Source organism: Fischerella sp. (assembly GCF_013388695.1).
GTDB lineage: Bacteria > Cyanobacteriota > Cyanobacteriia > Cyanobacteriales > Nostocaceae > PCC9605.
This window is the reverse complement of record NZ_JACAEU010000195.1, coordinates 17,178-33,188: the sequence shown is the minus strand read 5'-3', so window position 1 is coordinate 33,188 and position 16,011 is coordinate 17,178. Positions and strand designations below refer to the sequence as shown.

The following is a 16,011-nucleotide window of genomic DNA, read 5'->3' as shown; positions in this document are numbered from 1 at the left end:
TTCAAAATTCAAAATTCAAAATTGAAATCCCCACAATTAAAATTGGGGGCTTGAATAATGATGCTTCGCAGTTTCTTTTTTTACATAATTAAAATTAGGGGCTTGTACCCGAAAATAAATTTTTAATTTTTAATTGTTTCGGTCAATCTCTGCTGTCCACATCTTCAACAAGTTCCCAAAGCTCAAGGGGCGTAAGTTCTGGGGTTCTGGCTTGTGGAGTCGAGGAACCTATTACGCAAGCGTCGGACACATTTCAGAGGATGCAGTGAGAAAGTATATCCAAACTCAGAAAGAGCGAGAATAGTGGCTGCGGTGACAGATAGTGTAGTGATAGGCTATCTGTCACTTCGTCATCGCCTCGCCTTTCATAAATCTCCTGTCATTGACGCCCATAAATATCATAGCTAAACCGACCCGTACAATGCTTGGTTGTTATTAAACTAACTACTTTCCTTACTCCCTCTACTTCTCCATATCACTCTTGACCTTTGCAGAAGGCAGCGTCCCTACTCTGCTCTTGTTCGTACCCCCCACAAGGTTTATCTTCACGATTCTTAATTTGAGAGAGCGGCTGTTCCCTGCTGACAATAGTCACGCAATCCAATAGTCTAATTTAATGTGGTTTTTTTAGTAACCTTGAGTGGAAACACGACATTGTTCCCTACCGCTAGCTCTTTAAATATCTGAAGTAGATCGTAACTACCTGTAAAGAAAATGACTCTGAGAATTATTGAGAATTTCGACGGCAATTTTAATCTTGAACCACAAGCAAAAGAAAACCTCTTTAAATTATTGGCTGGTGAAACATTTTTAAATCAAATTTGTAGAAATTTGCACTGTGAAAAGGTAGAGTTTACAGAATTACTTTTTCAACCAGTTCCTTACAGTACAGCTACTCCTAAAGGAATGCCAGCAGAATTTGAAAAATATCATGAATCTAATGAGTATGTCATTGTTAACGTACCACCTAATTTCATGTTTATAGCTAAAATCTTCCAGCCTAGTCGCCTTTGTGCGATTTATAGAAAAATAGGATAAACGCGAATCTAAAACTTTATCTTCAGAAGAAAACTTTGGCGCTCAACACAATTCAATCCGTCTATAACGACTTCTTTACTAGTTTTTTAAATTGTAACTATTGAACTAAACTTATGACCACTGAAACAAATATTCCGCCTTTAGCAAGTCTAGAATATATTGCTTACATTGACGAAGACGGGCAATTACCTGAACAACTGCAAGGAAAAATTGGAGTATACGCGATTTTTGACCAAAAACAAGTACTGCAATATGTGGGATATTCTCGTGATGTCTATCTCAGTCTCAAACAACACTTAGTGCGTCAACCACAAAAATGTTATTGGGTGAAAGTCCAAACGATTGAACGCCCCAGCCGCACAGTATTGGAAAATATTGAGAAGGCGTGGATTGAAGAAAATGTCAGTGTGCCTGTGGGAAATAGTGATGATAAGGAAAAATGGACGCAGCCAATAAATGCTAAAGCGGTAATGACTGCTGAAGAACAGGCAAATTATGAAAATCCTGCTAATGATGAAATGGCGAAAATCAAAATTGTTAAAAATGTAGCGCGAAGAGTGGAGGCAGAGATTTTAAAAGTGTTAGAAGTTCGGGGTTTGCAAACGCAAATTCGTTTTCATCCAAAGTTGAAGGAAGAAGGATTACTTGATTTGAAATAAATCTGCTTCAATTTAAAGATTGAAAAGAGGAGCCAAGTCAAGAATAAATCCGGTTAATACAGATTCTCCTGATAAATTGGGTGGGATTTGTTCGGAAAAGTAGAGGGTTTCTACATCTTGATTGGGGCGGTAAATTTCTACTAAGGGAGTTTGGGGATCAATTAACCAACCTAAGCGAAGTCCGTTGGCGAGATAATCGCGCATTTTGGTTTGTAATTTTGGCAAGCTATCGGTTTCAGAACGCAGTTCAATTACAAAGTCTGGACAAAGAGGAGGAAAACCTCGTCTGTCTTCAACAGACAAAGCTTCCCATCGTTCCCGACTTACCCAAGAAACATCAGGAGAACGCTTGGCACCATTGGGTAATTTAAAGATGGTAGAGGAGTCAAAGACATAACCTAGCCGTGTATGACGGTTCCATAAGCTTATTTGTAGGTTTAGCTCTGAATTTCTAATACCACTTTCTCCACCTGTTGGCGGCATGATAATTAATTCTCCTTCAGCCGTGAGCTCCATACGCCATTCTTCATTTGCCATGCACAGATGATAAAATTGCTCATCTGTTAGAGCCACACTGGGAGGGACATTGAGGGTAATAGTTTGCATCAGGGATAATAAGAAAGGATTTTTGGCTCAGCCAGGGTGATTTTATTTTATCCCACACATATTTACGGCAGATTGCACAGGCTGCTTTTGCTTCTTCTGTTTGAGGATTTTGAAAGATGGGATGATAGCGAGGGCGATCGCATTCTGCCCATCTCTGGTACAGTCGGAAGTTGCCAGATAGCCTTTTTATTTGCCTGTTAGGAAGTGTAAGTTTCCTAACAATAAGCAAAATTACGGTAGTAGTTGAGTTCCAATGGCGGCAAGCATCCTGCTTATTTTTGATCTATCGATTGGCAGGATACCTGTTTCACAGACAACTTGAGAAAAGTTACACATCGCGCTAGTCTTCATAATCGTGACTGCAAGCTGTCAATTCAGGCAATGACGAATCAATTCTTCCCGCAAATTCCTTCCTGCACTTGGAGTCGTCCCATAGGTTTAGGCTGGGACAAACCCTACACTGTCCGTTACGCTAGCAATATTGATGATGGCCCTTGGCACGGAATGCCTTTAGGTGGTTTTGGTGCAGGTTGTATTGGTCGTTCTTCGCGGGGAGATTTTAATCTGTGGCACATTGACGGTGGCGAACATACCTTCAAAAATATTCCCACCTGTCAATTCAGTGTATTTGAGTCAGATGGTTCTTCTTCTCAAGCCTACGCTTTGTGTACGCAACCGCCTGATGATGGTAGCCTTGCAGCTTGGCAATGGTATCCAACGACAATTAAAAATGAAGAAAGCAAGACAGACGGCATAACTGGTACTTACCATGCTTTGTATCCCCGTAGTTGGTTTGTTTATGAAGGGGTATACAAAGCTCGATTAACTTGTGAGCAGTTTTCTCCTATTTGGGCAAATAATTACCAAGAAACCAGTTATCCTGTAGCGATATTTTTGTGGACAGCACATAACCTGACAAACGCACCGATAACTCTCAGCATTATGCTCTCTTGGCAAAATATGGTGGGTTGGTTTACTAATGCCTTGAAATCCCCGGAAGTACAGATGCGGGATGATGGTAGTCCGGTTTATGAGTACCAGTCGCGCTTGGGAGAAAGCAAAGATAATTTCAATCAACTAGTTGAAAATACTGAATATATAGGCTGTATTTTAGGTCGTGTTGGCATTAATCAACCTGTCCGGGAAGGAGAGGGACAGTGGTGCTTTGCTACGCGCAAACATCCCAATTTGGAAGTATTTTACCACTCTCGATGGAATCCGGTTGGTACTGGTGAAGATTTATGGAAAAGCTTTGGAAAAGATGGTTCTTTACCAAATTATCTAGATGAAACTCCTGCAATTAAAGGAGAACAGATCGGAAGTGCCCTTGCTGTGCGGTTCACTCTGCAACCAGGCGAAACCTTGCAAATTCCGTTTGTTCTGGCTTGGGATTTTCCTGTAACAGAATTTGCGGCAGGAATTAATTATTACCGCAGATATTCTGACTTTTTTGGTCGTAGTGGCAAGAATGCTTGGGCGATCGCATCCACTGCTCTACAACAATACCAAACCTGGCAAGCGCAGATTCAAGCATGGCAACAACCGATTCTTGAGCGTGCAGATTTACCAAACTGGTTCAAAATGGCTTTATTGAATGAGCTTTACGACCTCACCGCTGGTGGTACTCTGTGGAGTGCAGCAAGTGAACGGGACTCTATCGGTCAGTTTGCGGTGCTAGAGTGCTTGGACTACCGCTGGTATGAAAGCCTGGATGTGCGGCTTTATGGTTCTTTTGCTCTGTTGATGTTGTTCCCAGAACTAGAAAAAGCGGTGATTCGCGCTTTTGCACGGGCAATTCCTACCAGTGATAATAATACTCGTGTAATTGGCTACTATTTCACTATCGGGGCAGAAAGTCCTTTCGCTCTCCGTAAGGTTGCAGGGGCAACACCTCACGACTTGGGCGCACCTAACGAACATGTTTGGGAAAAGACGAATTATACCAGTTACCAAGATTGTAACCAGTGGAAGGATTTAGGTTGTGACTTTGTTTTGCAGGTATACCGCGATTTTCTGTTCACGGGTGCTGACGATGTGAATTTTCTGGCAGACTGTTGGCATGCTATTGTGGAAACCCTCAACTATCTAAAAACTTTTGACAAAGATGGTGATGGAATTCCGGAAAATTCCGGCGCACCCGATCAAACTTTTGATGACTGGCGGTTGCAGGGAGTGAGTGCTTATTGTGGTGGGCTATGGTTGGCGGCGTTAGAAGCTGCGATCGCAATTTGTGATGTTTTGTTGACAAACCGCAGAGGCGTAGAGAATACAGAGGAGTTAGTAGAACAAAAATCTATTTATGAAGTTTGGTTAGAACAATCTCGTCCTATCTATGAAGAAAAACTTTGGAATGGGCAATACTATCGACTGGATAGTAACAGTGGTTCGGATGTAGTCATGGCAGATCAGTTGTGCGGACAATTCTATGCGCGTTTGTTGGGGCTGCCTGATATTGTACCGAGCGATCGCGCTCTGTCTGCACTGAAAACTGTTTACAATGCTTGCTTTCTCAAGTTCCATAATGGTCAGTTTGGTGCTGCGAATGGTCTTCGTCCCGACGGTTCACCAGAAAATCCTCAAGCGACTCACCCCCTAGAAGTCTGGACAGGAATCAATTTTGGTCTAGCGGCCTTTATGGTGCAGATGGGAATGAAGGATGAAGCAATTAACATGACAGCAACTGTAGTGCGACAAATTTATGAAAATGGTTTACAATTCCGCACACCTGAAGCTATCACTGCTGTCGGTACTTTCCGTGCCAGTACTTACCTGCGGGCAATGGCAATTTGGGCAATTTATTTGGTCAAGAGTCAAGAGTCAAGAGTTAGTGGTTAGTGGTTAGTGGTTAGTAGGGGCGGGTTTTGATAGACATTTTGTCATCGAAGCTCATAAGTATCATGGCTAAACCCGCCCCTACAGTGGTTATTTCTCCCCATCCCCCCATCTCCCACTCCCTTACTCCCCTATTCTCCCCATCCCCCATCTTTTTTGATCGCTTAGACATAAGAATCCGGTTTTCGTTGCAATTGCTTGTAATTGACTAATATGAATTCTCCTAAAAATGCAACTAATCTCTTGTGCATAGCTGCCTTTTTGGGCAATTATCCGTTGCATTCTGTTGGAGAAATGGTAATATAATGATTTTTTGGCCGGTTTTTACTGTCTTTAGGCGTGTGCCTCAAAGAACAACTTAGGGGCAGTTAACGCCTAGAGCAAATGTTTATGAGTTTTATAAGCTCAAGGCAGGAGTCTGCTTGTTTTAGTGATGTCAATTTTTGATTCGTAGCCTTGGAGACAATGTACGAAAAGCAACTTAAAAATTTAAAGGGAAAAACATGGTGATTAAAAACACAAAAAATCGTGTTTTTCAAAGGCTGCTATTGTGAAGCAAAAGCTCTGACCAGAAGAGTTTTTGCCACGTTTTGACCGCGACAGTGTACTTCAAAATATAAGTTAATAATTTAACTCAAATATCAGGGATTATACGGCATCAGGAATTAAACAATGAACTCGTACTCGTCGTTAAGGGTTCAGGGAGAGCATGTTTATACAACTAATCAGCATTCTCTCACTCCAAAAGAGACTATCCTCAGGCTTTTAAAGATAGTCACTGGAGACACAACCCTCGCATCCGACTTTAGCCAAGTTTGGGTTCTGCGTGAGTTTCAATTAGGTGACGATTTGGCTAGTTATACTCCGGATAGACAAACGGAGGATAGCAATAATGTTCTTTACCTAGTTTGCAAAGGCCGAGTGCGGCTATTAGGGTTTGACGCTACCTTTGGGCGAGAAGTGCCAACTCAGTTACTGTTGGTGGAGCAAACTTTTGGAGCAGACCATTTATTCTGTTATCAACCTTTACCTTACCGAGCAGTCGCTGCTAGTGCTGGTTTTGTGGCATACATTCGCTTGTATGACCTCAATCAGTGGTTGCAGCGGCTACCTACTCTGGATGATTATTGGCGGCAACTAGCTTGTGAGCGACAAGCGTTGATTTTCTTCAAAACCAATACAGAGTTACGCTCACATACCAGCCATTCCCTACGAAAGCTTTTACCTTACCTAGTCCAAACCAAAATAAGTGCTGGTTCAGCCTTGGTATCAGTAACTCCCCTTTCCCTGGGGCGCTTTTGGTTGGTGCATGGAAAAATAATCAGTTCCACAGCAAAAACTCAGCCACCATCAGTCGGAGAAAGCTGGGGATACCCCGATACCACAATCCCAGATTGGATTGCCAAAACGGATCTACAAGTATACCACCTACCTAAAGAATATTGGCAGTCAGATGATGCGATCGCACCAGAATTTTTTTTGGGCGGACGAGAGCAAGTTGTGAAAGCTGACACAGAAGAAGAGGACACGGGGACACGGGGAACTCGCCCCCCTCACGACCGCCAGGGAGTGGGGATTAGGGGCGACGGGGACGCGGAGAATTTATTAATACAGTCTCCCCGCGTCAATGAAACCACGTCTTCTGAGAACCCACACTCAGAGAGTCCAAAACCAGTGGAAAACACCGCAGAGATGGACTTTCCACAATTGAAAAACCAGCGTTGGTCAGCTAGCAAGTTGTGGCGTCGCTATCCCTTTGTTCAACAGCAAAGTTCTTCAGATTGTGGTGCAGCATGTTTGGCAATGATTAGCCTCTACTGGGGCAAACGTTTCAGCCTTAACACCTTGCGAAACTTAGCGCAAACAGACCGCATGGGCGCGTCCCTCTCAGCTTTAGCAGATGCAGCAGAGACCTTGGGTTACGATGCTTTACCAGTCAGGGCTTCTTTGAGCAAGTTAGAGTTGCAAACTAACCCTTGGATTGCCCACTGGCAAGGAATTCACTACGTGGTTGTTTGGCGAATAAAAGGCGATCGCGTGTTGATTTGCGATCCGGCGATCGGTAAGCGATCGCTCTTGCGTGAAGAATTTGACGCTAATTGGACAGGATATGCTCTGCTACTGTATCCTACTGAACGCTTAGACACCAAAAAGAATGAAAAAATTTCCTTTGGTGGCTTTTGGCAAGCTTTTTGGCATCACCGTCACCTACTTGGGCAAATCATTCTTGCTTCGGTACTGCTGGCAGTTTTTGGATTAGCAGCACCTCTAATTACTCAGGTCGTTCTTGACCGAGTATTGGTAAATAAAAGCTTGACTAGCCTCAATATCTTCGCCTTTGGTTTTCTGTTTTTCGGCATCTGGCGCATTAGTGTCCAAGCAGTACGCCAATACCTGCTGGACTATTTTTCCAACCGCATGGACATTACCTTACTCGGTGGTTTTATCAGCCACACGCTGCGTTTACCATTGCAGTTTTTTGCTTCACGTCAGGCGGGGGATATCATTACCCGCATTCAAGAAAACCGCAAAATCCAATTATTTTTTACTAAGCAAGCGGTGAGTACCAGCTTGGATGCGCTGATGGTGGTTGTCTACCTGGGATTAATGGCATATTTCAACTTGCGCCTCACTTTGATGGTGTTGGTTTTGATTCTACCGATCGTGCTTTTGACTGCCGCAGCAAGTCCATTCCTGAAAAATGTCTCACGAGAACTTTTGCAAAAATCAGCAGTGCAAAGTTCCGCGATGGTGGAAATGATCGCTGGTATCAACACAATCAAAACTATCGCTGCTGAACGGGTGATGCGCTGGCGTTGGGAGGAACGCTTCACAAGTATGGTGCAAGCGAGGTTTCGAGGTCAGAAACTGGCTAATAATTTACAGCTAGCAACTAGCTTGATTAATCACCTCGGTATGACAACACTGTTGTGGTATGGAGCGATTCTAGTAATAGGTAGGGAGATGACGGTTGGTCAGTTTGTCGCTTTTAATATGCTCATTGGCAGCGCAATCAACCCTGTTTTGGCGTTGGTGGGGCTATGGGATGAGTTTCAAGAGGTACTGATTTCTCTGGAACGTCTCAATGATGTCTTAACCACCCAACCGGAAGAATATTCCCAAAAACCGCTACTGGTGTTACCTCCAATTCGTGGTGATGTACGTTTTGAGCGTGTTTGTTTCCGTTACAATGCCGATGCAGAGGGCTACACACTGCAAAATATTTCCTTTCAAGTCAAAGCAGGACAGACCGTTGGTATTGTTGGTTTGAGCGGTTCTGGTAAGAGTACTTTAGTTAATTTACTTGCGGGTTTAAATCGTCCCAATAGTGGGCGAATTTTGATTGATGGGCATGATATCGCTAGTGTTTCTCCCCAATCGTTGCGTAGTCAGTTAGGTGTAGTACCGCAAGATGTTTTTTTGTTTGTAGGCAGCATTTTAGAAAATATTACACTGTTTGATGCCGAGATTTGTTTAGAACAAGCGATCGCCGCTGCCAAACTTGCAGACGCACACGCCTTTATTCAGGCACTGCCTTGGGGCTATAACACCCGTATTGGAGAGGGAGGAATGATGCTTTCGGGTGGACAGCGGCAAAGAATCGCGATCGCCCGTGCATTGGTAAGGAAACCACGTATCCTAATTTTAGATGAAGCTACAAGCTGCCTGGATACCGAATCCGAACACCGATTTCAACAAAATTTAGCTCGCTTCCGTCGCTTCAAACCATTTCACGTTCATCACGATACATATAAATCCTGTAGAGACGTGCCATGGCACGTCTCTACTCCCACCTATGAGGCTTGCACCACCTTTATCATTGCCCATCGCCTCTCTACTATTCGCCATGCTGAGTCCATCCTCGTTTTAGACCGAGGTATTCTTGTTGAGCAAGGCAATCATCAAGAATTAATGACAATTGGTGGTCTTTATTACCACTTAGTTCAACAGCAATAGCATCTGCGATCGCACTTATATCACTTAGTTAGGTCGCATCATAGATGAAAAAATTTTTTCAAAATAGCTAGAAAGATGTACTGCGACTTAATTTTCTTGAAGTTCGCAGAACCTCGTAGTGCCACATAGAGTCTATCTGCTACTTTTTTTATAGTTAAACACTTTTGATAGGTATTTGATTATATCACAGCTATGCTTTTTATAGTTATTTAATTATTTTACCATAATTTGGTATTTTTAACAACTATTTTCCAGAAAATATATGCCAATTTTCAAGCAAAATTAACAACAAGTTAACTGTAAGTTTGAAATAAAATGCTAGCTTGTAAGTCTATTTAAATCAAGGTTTTTGCTGGAAAAGCAAAGAATACGTATATTGCTCTAACTGTAAAAATCATCATCATTTTTTATGCCAAGTAAAGATGGTCAAATTGCTATACGCATATTCATATTTTTAGATATTTGATCAATAAAGTTACTGGTAAACTTTCCCAGTAGCTCCAGTAAAAACAAAGTTGAAAATCAATAGTAGGTGAGGGGCGAAACCCCTACTGTATTTAACACTAGTGGACAAAACTGAAGTTGTATAATAATTATTTAAATATGAAAGCATATTCAATACATTGAACTTGAAAAAATGCAAAATCAGCAGATGACATTCATGGAAAAAAATAGTATAAGTACGAATGTTGTTCTTGAACATCAAGGATGAAGATTTTTTCTTCGCTCTTGTAGGAAAAGCGCAGTATTACTTAAGATACTCCTAATATTTGTGTAACTTTATACAATAACTTGCCAGGGAAAAGTAATTGAATTAGGAGTGAGCCGAGTTTTCAAGAGGGCACAACTGCATCTACCAAGAGCCAAACGGAGACTTTTTCATACCAGTCATAAAGACATGACTAAAGGTAAATTTTTGCCTCAGTCACTGCCTTATCAAATCTAAAACCACAAGTTAGGTTTCCGATTTTAGGTCAGCTCATGGACAGAATCATCAGGTCAAATGCAGTCGAAACCTCAAGCCAATCAGAGAGTTTAAAAATAAAAGCGCAGGATGTGCATCCCTGCTACAATCAGGCTCCTGAAATGGCAACAGTATATGGGGGTAGTGCCGCTTCAATAGGAGCAGCTTTACCAGAACTACCCACAAATTTCTACACCGCAACGGCCACCACTTCCCAGGCAGAAATTACGAGTACAGGTAAATACTCTACACCTTTGCAGAAAGTGTTGGAGCAGCGGCCTTCAGTTCTTCCCTATCTTGTCTTGCTAGGTAGTCTAGCTTTTTTTGTGACTGTTGTAGTTTGGGCGTGTACGGGAAAGATAGAAGAGATCAGTCAAGTCCAAGGAAAATTCATACCATCAGGAAGGCTTTATCAACTTCAACCGCAGGATTTTGGCAAAGTTAAGATTGCGGTCAAAGAAGGCCAAAAAGTCAAAGCTGGTCAGTTGGTAGCAGAAATAGACACCTTGGTTGATGACCTAAAAGTAAAAAAGCAACGACTCCAGCAAATAAAAACTTTGCTGTATCAAACTCAGCCCAAAGCAGTAACTTCTGTAGCTATGACAGCAACAGAGGAGCAAACAGCCTCAGGAAGTATCGTTTCTCCTCAAATATCCTTAGCTGCCAAGCAACAGTTACTGACTCAACTACAAACAGAAATAACCCAGTTGCAAACCAAAATTACCGAAACTAAAACTTTGCTGAACCAAGCCAAAGCAGAGGTAAAACCAAAATCTCTCTATGCATCCATAGATGGGGTTGTATCCTCCTCAAACATCAGTAGCACTGGCGAGGTAATTCAACCTAAACAAACCCTAGGTGAAATTGCTCCAATTGATGCACCTCTGGTTTTGGTTACTACCTTACCTTCTCAAAAAGTAGGCTTTGTCAACAAAGGAGACCGAGTAAAAATCAAACTCAATGCTGATTCCGGTCATCTAGATGTGGTCGAGACACTACCAAAAGACCAGACTGGACAACAGGATGCTCACAGTAATGGAAACAAAGACATCTTCTTTGGGAGTGTTATGTCAATCTCTCCTAATGTTCAGCATGATGAGAAATTAGGCTGGGTTTATCGGGTAGAAGTAGCTTTGAATCGCAATCAAGCCATTAACTTCAAAGCTGGACAAACAGCTACTGCCCAAATCATCCATAACCGCCGTATTGCTGATATGTTCGTTGAACCAATTAAGGAATTGCAAAAAAGCGAGAGCAATTTATAAATATCAATTCCATCGCTCTTCACCACAACAACTAACAAACATTATTTACTCTATCCAAGGCAATGAACACTATGAACCAAGACATACCTAGCAATATTAGCAATTTAGAGAAAACACTGAACTCGGAACAATTTGATCAATTAGTTGAAGCGATTCTTGCAGGTAAGTATTCCTGGGCTTGTGTTTTAATGCTGCGGTTTGCGGGCTACAATCCTTTGCATTACATACCTTACCGTACCTACAACCGATTGATCAAAGAAAACTCACAATTGAAAAGAGCCAGTCAACAACGCAACGAAAATCTCAAAATTGCTAAGCTTCCTTCTGATAAAAGGTCAGACAGCAATCCGGCACAAAGCTGCTTAAGCAAAATTAAAGACCTTGCTTATCTTGAGGTAGTTGGCAAGCAAAAAAGAGAAATTCGAGGTGGCAATCAAGATCAATGGTTGACAACTCAAATTCGCGAATATCAATCAATCAAATCAGAACTCAAACCAGAAAGCACTCAAGATTTATCACTCAAATTCTGTGAATTTAACTACAATATCTCTTGAGTCAATCGATATCGAGGGAAAGTTGATTGAGTCTTATATCGCCTGCCATGCTAATTAAAACTATATGGCTTGGCAGGCTGATGAGGTTGTCTGCAAATCATTTTGGATCAAATGTTATTCGATTGTTGATAGCCACCTATGTAGAATATCAAGGGTCAGTTAAGAATGTTAAAGAGATGTTAAAGAAGGGCAGAGGGCAGAAGGATATACTGATATCTTGCTCCATTCTTACTTAACAAGAGCCTCTGGCTCTAATTCTCGTTACCAGGTTGAACCTGGTAACGAGGTTTTGAAGGCTTCGCCTCCTGATTATGGCGACTAGTGCAAGATGTAAACATACAAAATTTTTTATTAAACTTCCTGCATTGGGCCAATTTAGGTTTTAGTCTCCTATTCCTTCTGCTAAAGCTCTTTCTTTATGTATGCCGGGGAAGCATGCACGACAGTCGCACCCTACCTTAAGCCGCCCAGAAGGCGTCTACGTACTTCTACTTTCTGCCCTAAGGCAGTTAAATCTATTCATAAATTTCAATTTTTAGTTACTAATTTAGTTGTTAATTATTTGATTATTTATGTGAATAATATGCCAAAATGGCAAACAAATGATATTTTTATTGTATAAATTATAAATAATAAAACTAAATAGACGATTGACGTAAAAATTCATTATCAGGAGCAAGTAAATGATTATTTGTGACTATACAAAACAGATTAATTATTTTTGCAGTGATTAGTAATTACAGGATAATCCCTTAACTTTGACAGATGATGATGCCGTTGCTGTTGGTGGTTCTTTTTTCAAGGAAGTCTAAGCATTGCTTTTGGAAAGATGACACTGTGGTGGGTGTCGCTTTCTCGAAAAAAAGTTAATGCTTAACATTAACTAAGGACGGAAAATGAAAAAGTGACGGTCAAATCATGTTTGTGGCTGTTAGAACTTGTAGCTACTCCGCTTTTCTTTCGATAATTTAATCCTAAGTCCTCCCAACTAGGATTATCTCTACTTTTAAACTTGTCATTTGTACTGCAAGCAGTGGAAGCTTACAAAAATTGTATAGCTTCCAGTTTTTTTATCTCTTTAAGAAAGAAGAAGAAAAAGAAAAAGGAAGAAGGTAGCAATCAGTAAGCAGACTATTGTGTTGAGTTCCGTTACCTGACATCAAGCCACTTGAAGCGTCTGTGGAGCTTTTTACTCTCCCAAGCTCTTACAAAATTTATTTTATAAGTAAGCGGACATAATTAAACGTCAAATGCCAACTCATGAAATCCTCTCAGGGGGGGCTTTTTCCTTCTGCGTTCTGTCTTCTGACTTAAAAAAGAGGTGTAGGGGCATCGGGTCAATGGGCATAAGTTTTCTCCCCAATTCCCAATCCCCAAATTTTGTGTACGCAGTTCATGGAGGCTACTTAAGAGGTACAAATTAAAAGCGCCATGACTGATAAAGTTTTTGCCTGGCGCTTAGAACATTGTGAGTTTTAATTTGTTTGGAGTCTTTAAATTATGTTGACTCCTTTTAAATATGATGGTTTATGTTCAGGGTCTTTATATTGGCTGACCCCGTTTGAACAATTATTAGTCTCGCAGAAATTTTTGATTTTTTTGAATTCCTAATATTTTTTTTATTTTTTGTCTCTTTGTATTTCCGGTTATGTACAAATGTTAATGATTTTAAAGAAAAGTACGAATGCATTAGTAATATATAATTTTACATGTAGATGTGCATTGCTACGTGTGATTACGACAGCGTAATACATTGCAAAGTGATAGATATTATCTGCGAAAGTGCGATCGCCTTTAGTCGTAGCAGACCCGCTAGTTTTGCTGCTATCAAACATCATGCCTTAGATGAGTACTCATGAATTTCTGCAACAGAAATAAGTTTTACATATGGGAACCCAGCTGCGAAGGTGCTGGTCTTCCGCTATAGTTTTCCATGTGTTTTGCAGGTAATTCAGCTGTAATTGACACATTAATTGACACATGATTTAACATACGGTAAATCAACACATTACAAGACGTAAGTAATTAAGATGAAACATCAGGGTTTTTCCATTCAGCAACTAAAAACTTTTCGTCCTTATACTAGCAAGTTCTTCCGATATAATCTCCGTTTGCCTGTAGCACTAAGCACTTTGTTATTACTTGCTAGTGGTTCCATGCTTATGCCTATTGAGGTAAACGCTGATACTACTGACAAGAAAGATATCGCCTCTCCTCAAATGGCGCAAGTTCCTACAAATGGAACTCAGATTCCTGCAACCGGAACTCAGATTCCTGCAAATGGAACTCAAGTTCCTACAAATGGAACTCAGATTCCTGCAACCGGAACTCAAACTCCTGCAACTGGAATTCAAATTCCTACAAATGGAACTCAGATTCCTGCAAATGGAACTCAAGTTCCTGCAACTGGAACAGTTATTTACGTTAACCCCCAAACTGGTTCGGACGCTGCTAGTGCTGGTACCTCAGAGGCACAGCCTTATAAAACCATCACTTTTGCTCTCAATCAAGCCCAACCGGGTGCAACTATTCAATTAGCTCCTGGTACTTATAGTAAAGAAAGTGGGGAAGTGTTCCCACTAACAATTAAACAGGGCGTGATCCTACGAGGTGACGAATCTACCAAAGGTCAAGCGGTATTGATTACAGGTAGTGGTACATATATCAGTCCCACATTTGCTAAACAAAATGTAACAATTAAGACTGAAAAAGATAGCACGATAACAGGGGTAACAGTCACTAACTCTGATAGCCGTGGCACAGCTGTATGGGTAGAATCAACTAATCCCACAATCAGCAATAGTACCTTTACCAACAGCGTTCGGGAAGGCGTTTTTGTCACCGGTAAAGGAAATCCCAAAATAGAAAACAATATCTTCGTGCAAAACAAAGGCAACGGAGTTTCAGTAGCTAAATCTGCCTCTGGAGAAATTCGCAATAACTTGTTTCAAGACACTGGTTTTGGTTTGGCGATTGGTGGTACTTCCACACCTCTGATAGAAGGAAATCAGATCCTCCAAAACCAGGATGGTATTTATATCTCCGAGTCAGCTAAGCCCATCCTGCGTAAGAATGTCATTCAGAATAATAAGCGGGATGGTGTAGTGGCAACTATCAATGCTTTACCTGACCTCGGCACTGGTGAAAATCCAGGTAGTAACCTCATCCGCAATAACACTCGTCACGATCTAAACAACGCCACTAAGACAAATAAAATTTTTGCTATTGGCAACGATATCGATGTCAAAAAAATTGCCGGTCTGGTTGAATTTATTGCCTCTACAGTTGAACCCCCACCAGGTGGTTCAGTTGCTTTCAAGGATGTAGTAGTGGGTTATTGGGCAAAAGGTTACATTGAAGCCTTAGCATCTCGGAATATTATTGCAGGTTTCCCTGATGGCACTTTTAAACCGAACGATCCTGTAACACGCGCCCAATTTGCAGCTATTGTCACCAAAGCCTTTTCTTTAGCACCGAAACGCGAGGCCACTAACTTCAAGGATATCAGTAGCAAATTCTGGGCTTATGATGCAATTCAAAATGCTTATCGAGTTGGTTTTGTCTCAGGCTATCCCGATCGCACTTTTAAACCAGAACAACAAATTCCCCGAGTACAGGCGTTAGTCTCATTATCTAGCGGTCTGAACTTAACTACAGACAATCCAAATATCCTTTCTTTCTACTCTGATTCTTCGCAGATTCCCAACTATGCTACTGCTCAAGTGGCAGCAGCAACCTCAAAGCTGTTGGTAGTAAATTATCCATCAGTCAACCAACTAAATCCCAATCGTCAGGCAACCAGAGCTGAAGTGGCTGCTTTTGTTTACCAAGCATTGGTTAATTCCGGAAAAGCTGACCCAATTCCCTCACCCTATTTGGTGAGAGTACAGTAGGAACTAGGGTCTTTTGTCAAACTCTTAGATCCTCCCTAGCCCCCCTTAAAAAGTCCCCCTTTCTAAGGGGGATTTAGGGGGATCGCAACGTCACCGAAAAGCGTAAAAAGAGTTTGAAAACACGCCCTAACCACTAACCACTGTACGGGCGTAGACGCGATAGCGGCTTCCCGCAGGGTAGCATTTGTATGGGTATCTTTCCATCAAAACGAAATATCTTCGTACAAATGCTTCGCCCCTACC

The 16,011-nt window shown here is 41.5% G+C and carries 10 protein-coding genes; 9 read left to right on the top strand and 1 reads right to left on the bottom strand.

The genetic code is table 11. The annotated features are described in order from the left end of the window. The first annotated feature begins 133 nt into the window (after window positions 1-133). From HXY43_RS27015 to HXY43_RS25740, 3 genes are all read left to right on the top strand, one after another. Window positions 134-304, top strand: coding sequence for a transposase (locus HXY43_RS27015; RefSeq protein WP_367161514.1), 171 nt, complete (start codon window positions 134-136; stop codon window positions 302-304). A gap of 410 nt (window positions 305-714) precedes the next feature. Then, window positions 715-1,038 carry a hypothetical protein gene (locus tag HXY43_RS25745; protein WP_290889767.1) on the top strand — a complete coding sequence of 108 codons (324 nt, stop codon included), beginning with the start codon at window positions 715-717 and terminating at the stop codon, window positions 1,036-1,038. Between the two features lie 113 nt (window positions 1,039-1,151). Continuing rightward, window positions 1,152-1,697 carry a GIY-YIG nuclease family protein gene (locus HXY43_RS25740; protein ID WP_290889765.1) on the top strand — a complete coding sequence of 182 codons (546 nt, stop codon included), beginning with the start codon at window positions 1,152-1,154 and terminating at the stop codon, window positions 1,695-1,697. A gap of 12 nt (window positions 1,698-1,709) precedes the next feature. Here the strand turns inward: HXY43_RS25740 and HXY43_RS25735 are convergent, their stop codons facing one another. Continuing rightward, window positions 1,710-2,303: a Uma2 family endonuclease gene (locus HXY43_RS25735; protein WP_290889763.1), complete on the bottom strand. Its 594-nt coding sequence runs from the start codon at window positions 2,301-2,303 to the stop codon at window positions 1,710-1,712. A 36-nt stretch (window positions 2,304-2,339) separates the two neighbouring features. On the opposite strand from HXY43_RS25735, the gene HXY43_RS25730 reads away from it, so the two are divergent. From HXY43_RS25730 to HXY43_RS25705, 6 genes are all read left to right on the top strand, one after another. Continuing rightward, window positions 2,340-2,504: a hypothetical protein gene (locus tag HXY43_RS25730; protein ID WP_290889760.1), complete on the top strand. Its 165-nt coding sequence runs from the start codon at window positions 2,340-2,342 to the stop codon at window positions 2,502-2,504. Between the two features lie 180 nt (window positions 2,505-2,684). After that, window positions 2,685-5,138: a GH116 family glycosyl hydrolase gene (locus HXY43_RS25725; protein ID WP_290889757.1), complete on the top strand. Its 2,454-nt coding sequence runs from the start codon at window positions 2,685-2,687 to the stop codon at window positions 5,136-5,138. Between the two features lie 669 nt (window positions 5,139-5,807). Continuing rightward, window positions 5,808-9,092, top strand: coding sequence for a cysteine peptidase family C39 domain-containing protein (locus HXY43_RS25720; RefSeq protein WP_290889755.1), 3,285 nt, complete (start codon window positions 5,808-5,810; stop codon window positions 9,090-9,092). A 981-nt stretch (window positions 9,093-10,073) separates the two neighbouring features. Then, window positions 10,074-11,321, top strand: coding sequence for an HlyD family efflux transporter periplasmic adaptor subunit (locus HXY43_RS25715; protein WP_290889752.1), 1,248 nt, complete (start codon window positions 10,074-10,076; stop codon window positions 11,319-11,321). Window positions 11,322-11,392: 71 nt separating this feature from the next. Then, a complete protein-coding gene (locus HXY43_RS25710) occupies window positions 11,393-11,875 on the top strand; it encodes a HetP family heterocyst commitment protein (protein WP_026732925.1) in 483 nt (160 codons plus the stop codon). 2,030 nt (window positions 11,876-13,905) lie between these two features. Beyond that, entirely contained in the window at window positions 13,906-15,768 is a 1,863-nt protein-coding gene (locus HXY43_RS25705; RefSeq protein ID WP_290889747.1) for a DUF1565 domain-containing protein, read from the top strand. Window positions 15,769-16,011: the final 243 nt, after the last annotated feature.

Coding starts and splice junctions, on each gene's coding strand:
- HXY43_RS25745 (WP_290889767.1), top strand. CDS start 715: ATGACTCTGAGAATTATTGAGAATTTCGACGGCAATTTTAATCTTGAA.
- HXY43_RS25740 (WP_290889765.1), top strand. CDS start 1,152: ATGACCACTGAAACAAATATTCCGCCTTTAGCAAGTCTAGAATATATT.
- HXY43_RS25735 (WP_290889763.1), bottom strand. CDS start 2,303: ATGCAAACTATTACCCTCAATGTCCCTCCCAGTGTGGCTCTAACAGAT.
- HXY43_RS25725 (WP_290889757.1), top strand. CDS start 2,685: ATGACGAATCAATTCTTCCCGCAAATTCCTTCCTGCACTTGGAGTCGT.
- HXY43_RS25720 (WP_290889755.1), top strand. CDS start 5,808: ATGAACTCGTACTCGTCGTTAAGGGTTCAGGGAGAGCATGTTTATACA.
- HXY43_RS25715 (WP_290889752.1), top strand. CDS start 10,074: ATGGACAGAATCATCAGGTCAAATGCAGTCGAAACCTCAAGCCAATCA.
- HXY43_RS25710 (WP_026732925.1), top strand. CDS start 11,393: ATGAACCAAGACATACCTAGCAATATTAGCAATTTAGAGAAAACACTG.
- HXY43_RS25705 (WP_290889747.1), top strand. CDS start 13,906: ATGAAACATCAGGGTTTTTCCATTCAGCAACTAAAAACTTTTCGTCCT.